Raw genomic sequence first — 16006 nt, 5'->3', positions numbered from 1 at the left:
AATAGCCATCAAGAAGCCTTCGGCGTCAGGCGCTCAAAGAGCGCTTCCAGAGTGTTGAAGCGTTCATCTGCACGCTCCATGGGCACCATGAACTTGAACAGGGTTGCGCCTTCGAACTTGTATCGGTTGGGTTGGCCCTGAATCAGTTTGATCAGCACCAGCGGATCAACCGGGGTGTCGGAGGCAAACTCGATCCGGCCGCCTTGGGGCCCAGCGTCGACCTTTTTGATGCCCAATTGCTCGGCCTTCAATTTCAACGCGGTGATGCGCACCAGATTTTTGGTCGGTTCAGGCAGAAGGCCGAAGCGGTCGATCATTTCAACCTGCAAGTCCTTAAGGCCTTCTTCGTCACTGGCGTTGGCAATGCGTTTGTAAAGGATCAGCCGTGCGTGAACATCGGGCAGGTAGGCCTCGGGAATCAAGGCCGGGACGCGCAGGTTGATTTCCGGCCCGCCACCCAGTGGCTGGTCAAGGTTGGGTTGTTCGCCCTTGCGGATCGACTTGACTGCACGTTCGAGCATTTCCATGTACAGCGTGAAGCCCACAGCTTGTATCTGACCGCTTTGACCGTCGCCCAATAGCTCACCCGCGCCACGGATTTCGAGGTCGTTGGTGGCCAGAACAAAACCGGCGCCAAGGTCTTGGGTGTTGGCAATGGCTTCGAGGCGCTTTTGCGCATCGCCGGTGATTTGTTTGCGTGGCGGTGTCAGCAAATAGGCATACGCCTGGTGGTGACTGCGCCCCACACGGCCACGCAATTGGTGCAACTGCGCCAGGCCGAATTTGTCGGCACGCTCGATGATAATGGTGTTGGCGCTCGGCACGTCGATACCGGTCTCGATGATGGTCGAGGCGATCAGTACGTTAAAACGCTTGTGATAAAAGTCGCTCATTACCTGTTCGAGTTCGCGCTCACGCATCTGCCCATGGCCAATACCGATGCGGGCTTCGGGCACCAGCTCAGCAAGGTCGGCGGCGCATTTCTCGATGGTTTTAACATCGTTGTGCAGGTAATAAACCTGACCGCCACGCAGCAATTCACGCAGCAAGGCTTCTTTGATCGTGCTGTTGTTTTGCTCCATGACGAAGGTGCGCACCGACAGGCGACGAGCCGGCGGCGTGGCAATGATCGACAGGTCGCGCATGCCCGACACGGCCATGTTCAGCGTACGCGGGATTGGCGTGGCAGTGAGGGTCAGAATATCGACTTCACTGCGCAGGGCTTTGAGCTGTTCTTTCTGACGAACCCCGAAGCGGTGCTCTTCGTCGATGATCACCAGACCCAGATTTTTGATCTTGACGTCGTCTTGCAGCAGTTTGTGGGTGCCGATGACGATATCGATTTTGCCTTCGGCCAGATCGGCCACAGCGGCGTTGATTTCTTTGGCCGATTTGAAGCGGCTCATGACCTCAACCCGTACCGGCCAGTCGGCGAAACGGTCGCGGAAACTGTTGTAGTGTTGCTGGGCGAGCAGGGTGGTGGGCACCAAAATGGCCACCTGACGACCGCCATGTACCGCAATAAAGGCGGCGCGCATGGCCACTTCGGTTTTGCCGAAGCCCACGTCGCCACACACCAGGCGGTCCATCGGTTTGGGCGACAGCATGTCGGCGCGCACGGCTTCGATGGTGGTTTGCTGGTCGGGGGTTTCTTCAAACGGGAAACCCGCGCTGAAGGTTGCGTAGTCGGCCTTGGGGTCTTCAAAGGCATAGCCTTCGCGGGCGGCGCGACGGGCGTAAATATCAAGCAGTTCAGCGGCCACGTCACGCACTTGCTCGGCGGCTTTGCGCTTGGCTTTCTGCCAGGTTTCCGAACCCAGGCGATGCAGTGGCGCCAGTTCGTCGTCGCTGCCGGTGTAGCGAGCGATCAAGTGCAGGTTGGCCACCGGCACGTAAAGCTTGGCGCCTTCGGCGTATTCGAGGGTCAGGAACTCGGCGATCTGATTGTCGACTTCAAGGGTGGCCAGCCCTTGGTAGCGGCCCACGCCGTGGTCGATGTGTACCACGGGGGCGCCTTCGCGCAGTTCGGTGAGGTTTTTGATGACCGCATCATTATTGGCGTCGGCGCGTTTGTCGCGGCGCCGACGTTGCATGACGCGTTGACCGAACAAGGGGCTTTCGGCAATCAGGGCCAGCGCCGGATCGTCCAGTAACAGGCCTTCATCCAGCGGGGCGATGGTGATTGCCAGGCGATGTTTGCTGGAGACGAAATCGCACCAGCCATCGACCGTTTTAGGCTTCAGTTTCAGGCGATCAAGCAGCTCCAGCAGCACTTCACGGCGACCGGCCGATTCAGCCGTAAACAGTACCCGGCCCTCGAACTGGTCTAAAAAGCCTGCCAGTGCGTGCAGCGGTTGGTTGGCCTTGGCTTCAATCGCCAGATTGGGCAGCTTTTGAGCCGCAAAGCGCTCGCCGCTGCTGCCAGGCTCCACGTCGTCCTGACTGACCACCACGCGGGGCCAGTTTTTCAGGCGGGCGAAGCAGTCCTCAACCGGCAAAAACAATTCGGCAGGAGGCAGCAACGGGCGCGATGGATCTACGCGGCGTTCTTCATAGCGGTTGCGTACGTCCGACCAGAAGTTTTCGCAGGCTTTTTCAACGCCAGGCAGCGAGAACACCTGGGTGTCTGCGGGCAGGTAGTCGAACAGCGTTGAGGTTTCGTCGAAAAACAACGGCAGGTAGTACTCGATACCGGCGGGTGTAATCCCGCTGCTTAAGTCTTGAAAGATCGGGCAGCGACGGAAGTCGACATCGAAGCGTTCGCGAAAGCGTGCCTTGAAGCGTGTGACGGCATCTTTTTGTAGCGGGAATTCACGGGCGGGCAACAGGCGAACCGATTCTACTTTGTCGATGGAACGCTGGGTTTCCGGGTCGAAGGTGCGCAGGGTTTCGATTTCGTCGTCGAACAGGTCGATGCGGTAGGGCAGTTTGCTGCCCATCGGGAACAAGTCGATAAGCGCGCCGCGTACCGCAAATTCCCCGTGTTCATACACGGTGTCGACGCAGCGATAACCGCTGGCTTCGAGGCGGGTGCGCATTTGCTCGACGTCCAGCTTCTGGCCGATGTCCAGCACCAGGCTGCTACCGAGCAGGAACTTGGTTGGCGCCAGCCGATGTAGGGCCGTGGTAATCGGCACTACCAAAACGCCATGACTCAGCTCGGGTAGCCGGTACAAACTGGCAATACGCTGGGAAATGATGTCTTGGTGGGGCGAGAACAGGTCGTAGGGCAGGGTTTCCCAGTCGGGGAAATGCAGCACCGGCAAATCGGGCGCAAAAAACCTTAATTCCTGCTCAAGACGCTCGGCGCTTTGGCTGTCCGCTGTCAGCAGCAGTGTAAAGCGCTGGGCAGCGCTGGCGGCTTCGGCAATGGCCAGGCTCAGGGCGGCACCGGGCAGGTTGCTCCAGTGCTGTTTACCTGCCGTAGCAGGGAGTTTCGGTAGACGCAGGACGGGCACGGAAGGTTGAGCTCCAAGCGTTGCGGCAAAGTCGGCAAGTGTAACGGGCCAAGGGGCTGGCTGTCAGTTACCGTCTTTTAAGCGCCATTGAAATCAGCGGGTGTGAACGAACATGGGGGCGAAAGAGGCGCAGCGCAAGGGTATTTCACCTGATAAAAACGGCCGTGTAGATTTTTTTTCGCCTATATTCGTTGGGGCTTAATCGTTTCAGTGATGGAGTGTGACAGGCGTGCATTGCCCCTGCTTGGGCACGGCGGCATAATGTAGCCCCTTTTTTCAGCCCCTACATGTGGAAGGTTCCCGTGACTCAGAAGCCCGACCAGTGTCTTGGTGAATGGATCGACCGTGAAGCACTCGCAGAAGCGATGATTCCGCTAATCGGCCAGCTTTACCGCAATAACAACGTGGTGAGCTCGATCTATGGCCGCAGCCTGATCAACCGTTCAGTCATTGCGATTCTTAAAGCGCACCGCTTTGCTCGCCACCGTCAGTCCGATGACATTGAATTGTCCGTGCACGATACTTTCCCGCTGCTCAAAGCAATGAGCGAGCTCAAGCTCGGCGCTGCTTCGGTAGACCTGGGCAAGCTGGCCGTTAAATTCAAGGCTGAGGGCAATGGGCGTACTGCCGAGCAGTTCGTTCGTGATGAGTTGGCCGATGTCGTGGGTCAGCAGAATGCTGCAGCTCGTAAAGGCACCGACGTTGTACTGTACGGCTTCGGTCGTATCGGTCGTCTGCTGGCGCGCATCCTGATCGAAAAAACCGGTGGCGGCGACGGCCTGCGTCTGCGTGCCATCGTCGTGCGCAAAGGTGCCGAAAACGACCTGGTCAAGCGCGCAAGCCTGTTGCGTCGTGACTCGGTTCACGGCCCGTTCGACGGCACCATTGTGGTGGATGAAGAAAACAACACCATCACCGCCAACGGTAACCTGATTCAGGTGATCTACGCGAAGAACCCGACCGAGGTGGATTACACCCAGTACGGCATTGAAAACGCACTGCTGGTGGACAACACCGGTGTATGGCGTGATGCCGAAGGTCTGGGCCAGCACTTGCAGTGCCCTGGGATTGACCGTGTGGTGCTGACCGCGCCGGGCAAGGGCAAGCTGAAAAACATCGTTCATGGTATCAACCACGGCGAAATCACTGCTGACGACAAGATCGTCTCGGCGGCCTCCTGCACCACCAACGCCATCGTGCCGGTGCTCAAGGCAGTCAATGACAAGTTCGGTATCGTCAACGGTCACGTTGAAACGGTTCACTCGTACACCAACGACCAGAACCTGATCGACAACTTCCACAAAGGCGATCGCCGTGGTCGTAGCGCCGCGCTGAACATGGTGATCACCGAGACCGGTGCAGCGACTGCAGCTGCCAAGGCTCTGCCTGAGCTGGCCGGCAAGCTGACCGGTAATGCGATTCGCGTGCCTACGCCGAACGTATCGATGGCGATCCTCAACCTCAACCTTGAGAAGCCGGCGACTCGTGAAGAAATGAACGAGTACCTGCGTCACATGGCGCTGCACTCCGACCTGCATAAGCAGATCGATTTCGTGAGCTCGCAAGAAGTTGTGTCCACTGACTTCGTAGGTTCGCGTCACGCCGGTGTGGTGGATGCTGAAGCAACTATCTGCAATGACAACCGCGTTGTGCTGTACGTGTGGTACGACAACGAATTCGGTTACAGCTGCCAGGTAGTGCGTGTGATGGAAGACATGGCCGGGGTTAACCCGCCAGCGTTCCCGCGCTAAGCAACCGCAGCAACTGAAAACGCCCCGACATGTCGGGGCGTTTTTGTGTGTGCTGCCATTTACTTTTGTAGCAGCTGCCGCAGGCTGCGTCCGGCGGTGAAACCGTCGCAAAACCTTCTCTCAAACACGCCGCGAACGCAGGCTTAACGATCGCTGCGCAATCGGACGCAGCCTGCGGCAGTGCTACGGAGCATGAGTTAGGCGTTACCCGGTACTGCCGATTGCGCCGTACGCAGTTGGTGCTGATTGCCACGAAACAGCACCACGGTTGCGATCAAGCCCAACACAGCAGCGCCAGTCAACCACAGGCCGGGAGCCGCTTTGTTATCCAGCACATGGATCAGGTAGGTACAGGCGGCTGGGGTAAAGCCACCGAACGTTGCGGTCGCCAGGCTGTAAGCCAGCGAAAAACCGGTGGTGCGTACTTCAATCGGCATGATTTCAGTCAGCGCCACAACCATTGCGCCGTTGTACGAGCCATAGAGGAATGACAGCCACAACTCGACCATCAGCAAATGGCTGAAGCTTGGGTTGGCCACGAGCCATGACAAGGCCGGGTAGGCGGTCAAAATGGCCAGAATAGTCGAGCCCAGCAGCAGTGGCTTGCGCCCGATCTTGTCAGACAGCGAACCCATGACCGGCAGCCAGAAGAAGTTCGACAGGCCGATGCACACGGTCACCAGCAAGGCTTGCAGATCCGTCAGGTTCAGTTCTGCCTTGCCGAAGGTCGGGGTGTAGGCGGTGATCAGGTAGAACGACACGGTGGTCATGATCACCAGGGCCATGCCGCCGAGGACCAGGCCAAAGTTTTGCCCTACGGAACGCACGATTTCGCGCAGCGTGGGGTGATGCTTGCGGGCTTCAAACTCCGGGGTTTCTTGCATGGATTTACGGATGACAAAGATCACCGGCACGATCATGCAGCCAATCAGGAAGGGGATGCGCCAGCCCCATTCGCCCATTTCTGCGGGACTTAGCCAGTGGTTCAGGCCCACGCCCAGCAAGCCGGCAAACACCACCGCGGCTTGTTGACTGGCCGACTGCCAGCTTACGAAGAAGCCTTTGCGACCCGGGGTGGCAATCTCTGCCAGATAGACCGAAACCCCGCCCAGCTCCACGCCAGCAGAGAAGCCTTGCAGTAGACGGCCCAACAGTACCAACAGGGGGGCGGCGACGCCCAGCGTGGAATAGCCCGGCACACAAGCAATCAGCACTGTGCCCATGGCCATCAGGGCCAGTGTAATGATCAGGCCTTTACGGCGGCCGTGGCGGTCGATGTAAGCACCCAGAAAAATGGCACCCAGAGGGCGCATCAGGAAACCGGCGCCGAAAGTCGCCAGGGCAAGCATCAGTGAGGCAAAAGCGCTTTCGCTCGGGAAGAAGGTTTTGGCGATGGCCGTGGCATAAAAGCCGAAGACCATAAAGTCGAACATCTCAAGAAAGTTACCGCTGACAACGCGAAAAATCGCCTTGCCCGTGCCCGTACTGGAGGCCATCAGAAATCACCCGCTGTTATCTGTTTTATGCGTAATCCATGTTTTTTTGCTTGTCCGCACTGCAAGGGCATGGCGTTCGCTTTCCCCACAACAGTTTTGTAACCATATGTGTATCAAAATATGTAGGCAACTGTTGTGGCTACTACAGGGCAGGTCAGGGGGCAAGTTTCATCAACGTCTTACGCAGGTTTTCGGGCAAGCCGTCGGGCGCAAGCCAGATGCCGAGATAGGTTTTGGCCAATGCCGGGTTCTGGCTGGTGAAAATGACGCTGCCATTTCGCTCAAGGTTCAGGCCACGTTGTGGTGAGAAGTTCAAGGCGAAGCGATCACCCCGTTTGATGTCGCCGAAACTGTCTTGCAATTTTTTCAGCTCGGGTTTGAGGGGGGTCAATACGGTTGGCGGATGTTGGCGCTCAAGGATGGTGGCGGAAGCTTTGGTGATATCGCTGTGTTTCAGGTCGCGTAGATAGAACAGTTCCAGGCGCAGGTCGCGCTGCTGATCGAACGCTTGTTGAGGTGTCACGCCCGGCGCGGTGTACAGCGCGGCAGCGTAAATATCGGCCCATAGGTAAGTCAGCACGACTTGGCCTTGGCGCGGCAGGACTACAGAGCCATCGCGCCATTGCGCCGGGAACGCGGCGTCTTTTATCTGCGCGGCATCGTCGGCCGCTGCGGTGGCGCTGCAGGCTAATAAAAGAACGATCAACAACTGACGCATGCTGGCGATCCTGATCGATAGGTTGTTTGAGGTTATGTCAGTTTTAACAGGTGTGTCGGGTGCATTGAGTCCCTTCACCCTTCTGGAAGTCAGGGTGAATGGTTGCTGATTGTGTAGTGAATGCAAAAATAGCCAACGACCAGACCAAGGGTTAATGTTCGCAGCGTTCAGGCTTCTATAGACTGTGCCCCACGTTTTGATCTTTCATGGCGCTGACCGCGACATGATTTAGCCGTAGGTGCCCAAAGCGGTGCCACGGCCTGTTCTGAGGAGTACGCATGGCTGTCTACAACTACGACGTAGTGGTACTGGGCTCTGGCCCGGCAGGAGAAGGTGCGGCAATGAACGCCGCAAAAGCTGGGCGCAAGGTGGCGATGGTGGATAGCCGGCGTCAGGTTGGCGGCAACTGCACGCACTTGGGCACGATCCCGTCCAAAGCCTTGCGTCACTCGGTTCGCCAGATCATGCAATTCAACACCAATCCGATGTTTCGGGCCATTGGTGAGCCGCGTTGGTTCTCGTTCCCGGACGTACTGAAAAGCGCCGAGAAGGTTATTTCCAAGCAAGTGGCTTCGCGCACCGGATACTACGCACGTAACCGTGTCGACCTGTTCTTCGGTACCGGCAGCTTTACCGATGAGCAAACCATTGAAGTGGTCTGCACCAACGGCGTTGTCGAAACCCTGATGGCCAAGCAAATCATTATTGCCACCGGCTCGCGTCCGTATCGCCCGGCAGATATCGATTTCACTCACTCGCGTATCTACGATAGCGACACCATCCTCAGTCTGGGCCACACACCGCGTAAGCTGATTGTTTACGGAGCAGGTGTGATCGGTTGCGAATACGCGTCGATCTTCAGTGGTCTGGGGGTGTTGATTGAGCTGGTGGATAACCGCGAGCAACTGCTGAGCTTCCTCGATTCCGAGATCTCGCAAGCGCTGAGCTACCACTTCAGCAACAACAACATCACCGTTCGCCATAACGAAGAATATGAGCGTGTAGAAGGCGTCGAAAACGGCGTGATCCTGCACCTCAAGTCCGGCAAGAAGATCAAGGCGGACGCCTTGCTCTGGTGCAACGGCCGTACCGGTAACACTGACCTGCTGGGGCTGGAGAACATCGGCATCAAGCCCAACGGTCGTGGTCAGATCACCGTTGATGAAAACTACCGCACCACCGTGCCAAACATTTTCGCCGCAGGCGATGTGATTGGTTGGCCGAGTCTAGCCAGTGCTGCTCACGACCAGGGTCGTTCGGCCGCTGGCAGCATCGTCGACAACGGCAGCTGGCGCTTCGTCAATGACGTGCCAACCGGGATTTATACCATTCCCGAGATCAGCTCCATCGGCAAGAACGAGCAAGAGCTGACCCAGGCCAAAGTGCCTTATGAAGTGGGCAAGGCGTTCTTCAAGAGCATGGCGCGGGCGCAGATTGCCGGTGAGCCTCAGGGCATGCTGAAAATCCTGTTCCACCGTGAAACCCTTGAAGTGCTGGGCGTTCACTGCTTCGGTTATCAGGCTTCAGAAATCGTGCACATCGGCCAGGCGATCATGAATCAGCCGGGCGAGCTCAATACCCTTAAGTATTTTGTGAACACCACGTTCAACTACCCGACCATGGCTGAAGCCTATCGGGTAGCGGCTTACGATGGCCTTAACCGGCTTTTTTAAGCGGCTCCGGCCGGTGGCCTGAGCCGGCCGGGGAGACCGATTTCAGCCATTCCCAAGGGTGGCAGTGGCCAAACCGGGAAAGTCTGTAATCAGGCTGTCGACGCCGAAATCAGCGAGCCTGCGCATCAGCGCAGGTTCGTTGACTGTCCATACCGACACATGCAAACCCTGACGCTGGGCTTTGGCCAGACGTTCCGGGGTGCAGAGTGTCCAGTTCAATGCCAGCAGGTCACAGCCATAGCTTTGTGCGACCTTGATCGGGTCAAGCCAGGCGTATTCGGCGACCAGTCCACGCGACAAGTCCGGTGTCAGTTCCAATGCGGCTTTAAGTACTTCGCGGGAGCTGGAGGTGACGGTGACTTTGTCCATCAAGCCATGACGTTCAGCCATCTCGCGAATCGCCAGCACGGTACTGGCTGCCCGCGTACGTGATGCACTTTTGACTTCAAGCTGCCAATGCTCGAAGTTACATTTTTCGAACAGTTCTTCCAGTCTCGGGATCGGGCAAGGCTGCAACCAGCCCGGGCCGCCTTTGCGTGCGTCATAGGTCATCAGGTCGGCTGCGGTGTGCTCGATCACTTTGCCGCGTCGGTCAGTGGTGCGCTTGAGGGTGGGGTCGTGAATCACCATCAGCTCGCCATCTTTGGACAAGTGCAGGTCGAGTTCGCAGCGACGAACGCCATGCTTGAGGCATTGCTCAAAGCTTGCGAGGGTGTTTTCCGGTGCTTCGCCTTTGGCGCCGCGATGGCCATAAATCAGGGTCACAGGTACTCCTTATAAGGGTGCGCGCAGCTTGAGTGATTACTCGGCTGCGGATTCGTGTTGTTCGCGGGCGAGGCGGCGTGCCTGTGCCTGTTTTTGCAAAATGTACCGTGCCAGCAACTGGCGCTGGGTGTCATTGAGGGCTTCGAATTCGGTGTCGATCACGTAACCTTCATCTTCGGCACGGCATGTGACAACGCGGGCACGCAGCAGCAAACCCAATGCTTGAGGCATCAGCACCAGCTTCAGAGACAGATGGGTATCCACGGGCAATGGCTGTTTCTGGTGAAATTCAATGCCACCTTCTGAAAGCTTCACCGGTTGCAGTTCACCGATTTTGCCCAACACTGTTTGCGCCACAATCTGGCTGAGCAGATCTACGCGTTTATTGAGGGTTTTAAGGTAGCTGGAAAGGGTGCGGTCGCGTTCGCTGATCTGGCGCAGCAGGTGCTGGGATTCGAATTCGCTGAGGTGCAGTTCGCTGAGCAAATTGAACAATGGTGACGCATCCTGCAACACTTCGCCGCTCGCGGCGTCGGAGTCCGACAGCGGGGTTATTTCCAGTGCGATCAGATCCTCGATACGGTAGTATTCGCGGCGATCTTCTTCATTTAATGTCGACATGGCGAACCCATGATGGCGGCTGTGGTCTGAGTGTAAAGCTGCTTATCAGGCCTCGCCACAAGGACGTCTTCTTTTCCCTCGAACAAGCCCCGACATGTTCAGACCTCTCTTCGTATTTATCGGCACGCGTTATACCCGTGCAAAGCGTCGCAATCATTTTGTGTCGTTCATTTCTCTGACTTCAATGATCGGACTCGCCCTCGGCGTGGTCGTCATGATTGTGGTGTTATCAGTGATGAACGGCTTCGATCATGAAATGCGCACCCGCGTGTTGGGCATGGTGCCCCACGCGACCATCGTCGGCGATCAACCGATCAGCGACTGGCAAAGCCTGGCCGCCAAGGTTCAGCAAAACCCCAAGGTGGAGGCCGTAGCGCCGTTCACCCAGATGCAAGGGCTGCTGACCCATGACGGCAATGTGCAGAAAGTGCTGCTCAATGCCATCGACCCGGCGCAGGAGCGCAAGGTTTCGATCATTGATCACTTTATGCTTGAAGGGCAGCTCGATTCGTTGACCCCCGGCAGTTTCGGCATCGTGATAGGCGACAAGGCCGCTAAACAGCTGGGCGTTGGCATCGGCGACAAGCTGACCTTCGTTGCGCCGGAAGTTACCGTAACGCCTGCCGGGATGTTCCCGCGCATGAAGCGTTTCACGGTGCAGGGCATTTTCCATGTGGGTGCCGGTGAAATTGACGGCTACCTGGGTGTCACCAACCTGCAGGATCTGGCGCGCTTGCAGCGTTGGAAGCCTGACCAGGTGCAAGGCCTGCGGTTGAAGTTTAACGACCTGTTCGAGGCGCCGCGTGCAGCCTGGGACATTGCCCAGCAGTTGGGTGAAAGCCATTACTACGCCCGTGACTGGACTCGCACCCACGGCAACCTCTATCAAGCCATTCGCATGGAAAAAGCCATGATTGGCTTACTGTTGTTGCTGATTGTGGCTGTGGCCGCGTTCAACATCATTTCCACGCTGGTGATGGTGGTCAATGACAAGAAAGGCGACATCGCCATTCTGCGCACCTTGGGTGCGACGCCGGGCACGATCATGGCGATCTTCATGGTGCAAGGCACTGTGATCGGAGTGGTCGGTACGGCTATTGGCGCGGTGCTGGGCATGCTCGCAGCACTCAATGTCAGTGCTGCGATCTCGGCCCTTGAAGGGCTGATCGGTCACAAGTTTCTCAATGCTGATGTGTATTTCATCGACTACCTGCCTTCGCAGTTGCAAGCGCAGGATGTGTTGATGGTCTGCGGTGCAGCATTGGTTCTGAGTTTCCTCGCGACCTTGTACCCGGCTTGGCGTGCTGCACGCACCCAGCCTGCGCAGGCGCTTCGTTATGAGTGAGTTGGGCATGAAAGAACAAGCAGTGTTGAGTTGCCGCGACCTGGGCAAGTCCTACGAGGAAGGCCCGGAGTCTGTGGTGGTGTTGTCGGGTTTGCAGCTCGAACTGCATCCCGGTGAGCGCGTGGCGATTGTCGGTACGTCGGGCTCGGGTAAAAGTACCTTGCTCAACCTGCTCGGTGGCCTCGATACGCCCACCAGCGGCAGCGTGTGGCTGGCGGGTGAAGAACTCTCAGCGCTGGGTGAAAAGGCCCGCGGCCTGTTGCGCAATCGCTCGTTGGGTTTCGTGTATCAGTTTCACCACCTGCTGCCCGAGTTCACGGCGCTCGAAAACGTCTGCATGCCGCTGTTAATCGGCAAAACACCGATCCCGGAGGCGCGCGAGCGTGCCACCGCGTTGCTGACCCGTGTGGGGTTGGGCCATCGTCTGGAGCACAAGCCGGCCGAGCTGTCGGGTGGCGAACGCCAACGTGTGGCCATTGCCCGTGCGCTGGTCAACAAGCCGGGGCTGGTGATGCTCGACGAGCCCACGGGTAACCTCGATTCGCATACCGCTCAAGGCATTCAGGACTTGATGCTTGAACTCAGCACCTCGATGCGCACAGCGTTTCTGGTGGTGACTCACGACATGAGCCTGGCCCGGCAGATGGACCGCGTGTTGCACCTGCAAGAAGGTCGCCTGAGCGCGATGTGATCGGCCAAACCCGACGCCGTTTTTTGGGGTCGGGTCTTTTATTTTCATACGGTGCCCGCGAATGTTCAGACCGTTATCGATTTTTATCGGCACGCGCTATACCCGCGCCAAGCGCCGCAATCGTTTTGTTTCGTTTATTTCCATGACGTCGATGATCGGCCTCGCCCTTGGCGTGCTGGCGATGATCGTGGTGTTGTCGGTGATGAACGGTTTTCAGCGTGAAATGAGTAACCGCATTCTCGGCATGGTGCCACATGCCACCGTGGTGGGCGTCAAGCCTATTGATGACTGGCGGCCAGTGGCTCAGGCGGCGATGAAGAATCCGCAAGTCACCGCTGCGGTGCCGTTTACCGAAATGGACGGCATGCTTTCCTATAAGGGTTCGATGCAGCCGATTCAGATCAGCGGCATCGATCCGGCGCAGGAAGGCAAGGTGTCGATCGTCACCCAGCATATTGTGCAGGGCAAGCTCGACGACCTTAAGCCCGGCGAGTTTGGTGTGGTGCTGGGCGACATTACCGCGCGGCGCTTCCGTCTGGCGGTGGGTGACAAAATCACCTTGATCGTGCCCGAAGCCAGCACCGCGCCGGGCGGGATTACCCCGCGTCTACAGCGGTTGAACGTGGTGGGCATCTTCAAGGTCGGGGCAGAGCTGGACGGCACCATGGGGCTTGTCCATATGGCCGATGCGGCAGCCATTCAGCACTGGGAGCCCAATCAGGTGCAAAGCGTGCGTCTGGCGGTCAAGGACTTGTACGCGGCGCCCCAGGTTTCGCAGCAGATCGTGGCTGGCCTGGGTGCCGATTACAAAGCAGATGACTGGACTCACACCCAAGGCAGTCTGTTCAGTGCCATGAAGATGGAAAAGACCATGATTGGTCTGTTGTTGCTCATGATCGTTGCCGTGGCGGCGTTCAATATCATTGCCACCTTGATCATGGTGGTGAATGACAAAGGGGCGGACATTGCCATCTTGCGCACCATTGGTGCCACACCGCGCCAGATCATGGCGATTTTTATGGTGCAGGGCACGGTGATTGGCATTGTCGGTACGTTGATTGGCGGCGTGCTGGGTGTGATTGCAGCGCTCAATGTCAGCGAACTGGTGGGCTGGATGGAGCGGGTATCAGGGCAACACATTTTCAGTTCGGACGTGTATTTCGTCAGCAACCTGCCTTCTGAATTGCAAGGCGCGGATGTGGCGTTGATTTGCGGTGCGGGCTTTGTGCTGAGCTTTTTGGCGACACTGTATCCGGCGTACCGGGCGGCGAAAATTCAACCGGCGCATGCGTTGCGTTATTCGTGATCGCAGAAAGCCCCTCACCACGCCTCTCCCGGAGGGAGAGGGGACTGATGGGTGGCATTGCGCAGATCGGATTTTGCTTTTAGTTCCCTCTCCCGCTGGGAGAGGGCTAGGGTGAGGGTTGCTTTTCTGGCAGCTCAATCACAAACCGCGTCACCCCATCCTGTGACTCAGCTCGAATCTGCCCGCCATGGGCGCGAATGATCGACTGCGTGATCGCCAGACCCAACCCCGCATGCTCACTGCTGCCTTCACGCCTTGCCGGATCGGCCCGATAAAACCGGTCAAACAGGCGCGGCAGCAACTCGGCGGGAATGCCGGTGCCGCTGTTTTCAATAACAATGCGCACGCCAGTCGCCGACGCCCCTATCAGCACTTTGATGACTCCCCCGGTCGGCGTGTAGCGCAGTGCGTTATCCAGCAGGTTGGAAAGGGCGCGACGCAACATGCTGCGGTCACCCACTATTTGCCCATCACCCTCGCGGCTGAGTTCAATCTGCGAGTCCTCTGCCAGCAATGCATAAAATTCCAGCAGGGCATCCACTTCCGTGGCCAACTCCAGCGGCTCGCGACGCGGTGCCAGCAAGCCATGATCAGCTTTGGCCAGGTACAGCATGTCGTTGACCAGTTGCGCCATCCATTGCAGCTCTTCAAGGTTGCTGTGCAGGGTCTCGCGGTACTCGTCAATGCTTCTGGGGCGGGTCAGGGTCACTTGGGTGTGGGTCAGCAGATTCGACAGGGGGGTACGCAATTCATGCGCAATATCGGCGGAGAACGCCGACAGTCGCTGAAAAGAATCATCCAGACGTTCCAGCATGGCATTGAACGCCCCGGCCAGTTCGGCCAGTTCGGCAGGCATGTCCTGCTGCGGCAGGCGGGCGTTTAGGGAGTCAGCCGAAACGCTGGCTGCAATCGCGCTCATGCGGCGCAAGGGTCGCAAGCCACTACGGGCCGCCCACGCACCGAGAAGCGCTGTGGCCAGTGCTGAGAGGCCGACGGTGAGCCATATCAGGTGCTGCATGCGTTGCAGGAAGTGTTGGTGGTGGGTGATGTCCAGCAGCAATGTCAGACGTGGTTCACCAGCTGTGTCAGGAAGTGGGTTGAGTACCCGGTAATCCGTGCCATTTATTTGCAGGCTTCCCAATCCGGGGTGAGCGGGCAGTACATCCGGCAAACTCTGAGAGCTGTCAAACCAGACGTCACCGTCAGGGCTGCGCACTCGCATCGTCAGGTCAGGCTGTTGGCGAAGGTTCTCCAGCAGGTCAGGCAAGCGCTGCTTGAATCGTTCAAGGGTGTCGGCGTTTTGCAATGTGCTGCGCAGGACGGCGAGACGGCTCTCCATCAATTGTTGGTCGAGCTCGGCGAAGTGCGCCTCGCTGGCCCGGCCGAACAGCACTCCGGCCAACAGCGATACCACTGCGGTGCAGGCGGCAAACAGCAATGCCAACCGACTGCTCAGTGACAGGCGGGGCATCAATGGGCGCGCTCTTCTAGCACGTAACCCATGCCGCGTACGGTATGGATCAGTTTGTGTTCGTGGTTGTCGTCGATTTTCAGACGCAGGCGACGAATCGCCACTTCGATGACGTTGGTGTCGCTGTCGAAGTTCATGTCCCAGACCTGTGACGCAATCAGAGATTTGGGCAAGACTTCGCCCTGACGGCGTAGCAGTAGTTCGAGCAAGGCAAACTCTTTGGCGGTCAGGTCGATGCGCTGGCCGTTGCGCTCGACACGGCGCCGTATCAAATCGAGGCGCAGGTCGGCCAGTTGCAGGCTGGTTTCTTGCGTTGTGCTGCTGCCACGGCGCAGCAGGCTGCGCACCCGAGCCAGTAGCTCCGAGAATGCAAAAGGTTTGACCAAGTAGTCGTCAGCGCCCAGTTCCAGGCCGTGCACGCGATCTTCGACGGCATCGCGGGCGGTCAGAAACAGCACGGGCATGTCCAGCCCGGCACTGCGCACAGCGTGTAAAATTTGCCAGCCATCACGCCCGGGCAACATGACGTCGAGAATAAGCAGGTCGTAATCACCGGTCAGGGCCAGGTGCTGGCCCATGATGCCGTCTGCCGCCAGCTCGGTGGTAAACCCGGCTTCGCTCAATCCCTGACGCAGGTATTGGCCGGTTTTGGCCTGGTCTTCGACAATCAGCAGCTTCATGGGTGGCTCATCCAAAAATATCCTCAGCCTT

The 16006-nt window shown here is 57.9% G+C and carries 12 protein-coding genes; 5 read left to right on the top strand and 7 right to left on the bottom strand.

Annotation, left to right across the window (positions count from 1 at the left end; all coding sequences use genetic code 11):
- Window positions 1–8 precede the first annotated feature (8 nt).
- Window positions 9–3458, bottom strand: a complete 3450-nt coding sequence (mfd, locus tag FJD38_RS02725; RefSeq protein WP_146383852.1) for a transcription-repair coupling factor — start codon at window positions 3456–3458, stop codon at window positions 9–11.
- A gap of 287 nt (window positions 3459–3745) precedes the next feature.
- Here mfd and FJD38_RS02720 point away from each other — a divergent pair, with 287 nt between their 5' ends.
- Window positions 3746–5209: a glyceraldehyde-3-phosphate dehydrogenase gene (locus FJD38_RS02720; RefSeq protein ID WP_122784053.1), complete on the top strand. Its 1464-nt coding sequence runs from the start codon at window positions 3746–3748 to the stop codon at window positions 5207–5209.
- Window positions 5210–5406: 197 nt separating this feature from the next.
- On the opposite strand, the gene tcuC is transcribed toward FJD38_RS02720, so the two are convergent.
- Complete coding sequence (gene tcuC, locus FJD38_RS02715) at window positions 5407–6705, bottom strand: MFS transporter (protein WP_122784054.1); 1299 nt, start codon at window positions 6703–6705, stop codon at window positions 5407–5409.
- A 154-nt stretch (window positions 6706–6859) separates the two neighbouring features.
- Window positions 6860–7423: a chalcone isomerase family protein gene (locus tag FJD38_RS02710; protein WP_146383851.1), complete on the bottom strand. Its 564-nt coding sequence runs from the start codon at window positions 7421–7423 to the stop codon at window positions 6860–6862.
- Window positions 7424–7701: 278 nt separating this feature from the next.
- Between FJD38_RS02710 and sthA the strand changes: the two genes are divergently transcribed.
- On the top strand, window positions 7702–9096 hold the full coding sequence (sthA, locus tag FJD38_RS02705; RefSeq protein WP_122784056.1) for a Si-specific NAD(P)(+) transhydrogenase: 1395 nt from the start codon (window positions 7702–7704) through the stop codon (window positions 9094–9096).
- A gap of 42 nt (window positions 9097–9138) precedes the next feature.
- On the opposite strand, the gene FJD38_RS02700 is transcribed toward sthA, so the two are convergent.
- Entirely contained in the window at window positions 9139–9861 is a 723-nt protein-coding gene (locus FJD38_RS02700) for a glycerophosphodiester phosphodiesterase (protein WP_146383850.1), read from the bottom strand.
- Between the two features lie 36 nt (window positions 9862–9897).
- On the bottom strand, window positions 9898–10482 hold the full coding sequence (locus FJD38_RS02695) for a PilZ domain-containing protein (protein WP_146383849.1): 585 nt from the start codon (window positions 10480–10482) through the stop codon (window positions 9898–9900).
- Window positions 10483–10576: 94 nt separating this feature from the next.
- Between FJD38_RS02695 and FJD38_RS02690 the strand changes: the two genes are divergently transcribed.
- From FJD38_RS02690 to FJD38_RS02680, 3 genes are all read left to right on the top strand, one after another.
- Window positions 10577–11827, top strand: a complete 1251-nt coding sequence (locus FJD38_RS02690) for a lipoprotein-releasing ABC transporter permease subunit (protein ID WP_122784059.1) — start codon at window positions 10577–10579, stop codon at window positions 11825–11827.
- A gap of 7 nt (window positions 11828–11834) precedes the next feature.
- Window positions 11835–12518, top strand: a complete 684-nt coding sequence (gene lolD / locus FJD38_RS02685) for a lipoprotein-releasing ABC transporter ATP-binding protein LolD (RefSeq protein ID WP_167654225.1) — start codon at window positions 11835–11837, stop codon at window positions 12516–12518.
- 61 nt (window positions 12519–12579) lie between these two features.
- Entirely contained in the window at window positions 12580–13824 is a 1245-nt protein-coding gene (locus FJD38_RS02680; RefSeq protein WP_122784061.1) for a lipoprotein-releasing ABC transporter permease subunit, read from the top strand.
- 106 nt (window positions 13825–13930) lie between these two features.
- Here FJD38_RS02680 and FJD38_RS02675 read toward each other — a convergent pair whose 3' ends face one another.
- Entirely contained in the window at window positions 13931–15295 is a 1365-nt protein-coding gene (locus FJD38_RS02675) for a heavy metal sensor histidine kinase (protein ID WP_146383848.1), read from the bottom strand.
- Complete coding sequence (locus FJD38_RS02670) at window positions 15295–15975, bottom strand: heavy metal response regulator transcription factor (protein ID WP_122784063.1); 681 nt, start codon at window positions 15973–15975, stop codon at window positions 15295–15297. The genes FJD38_RS02675 and FJD38_RS02670 overlap by 1 nt, the downstream gene beginning before the upstream one ends.
- Window positions 15976–16006: the final 31 nt, after the last annotated feature.

It is taken from the genome of Pseudomonas saxonica, assembly GCF_007858365.1.
Taxonomy (GTDB): Bacteria; Pseudomonadota; Gammaproteobacteria; order Pseudomonadales; family Pseudomonadaceae; genus Aquipseudomonas; species Aquipseudomonas saxonica.
The sequence above is the reverse complement of the archived record's forward strand: the minus strand, read 5'-3'. Positions and strand labels throughout refer to the sequence as shown.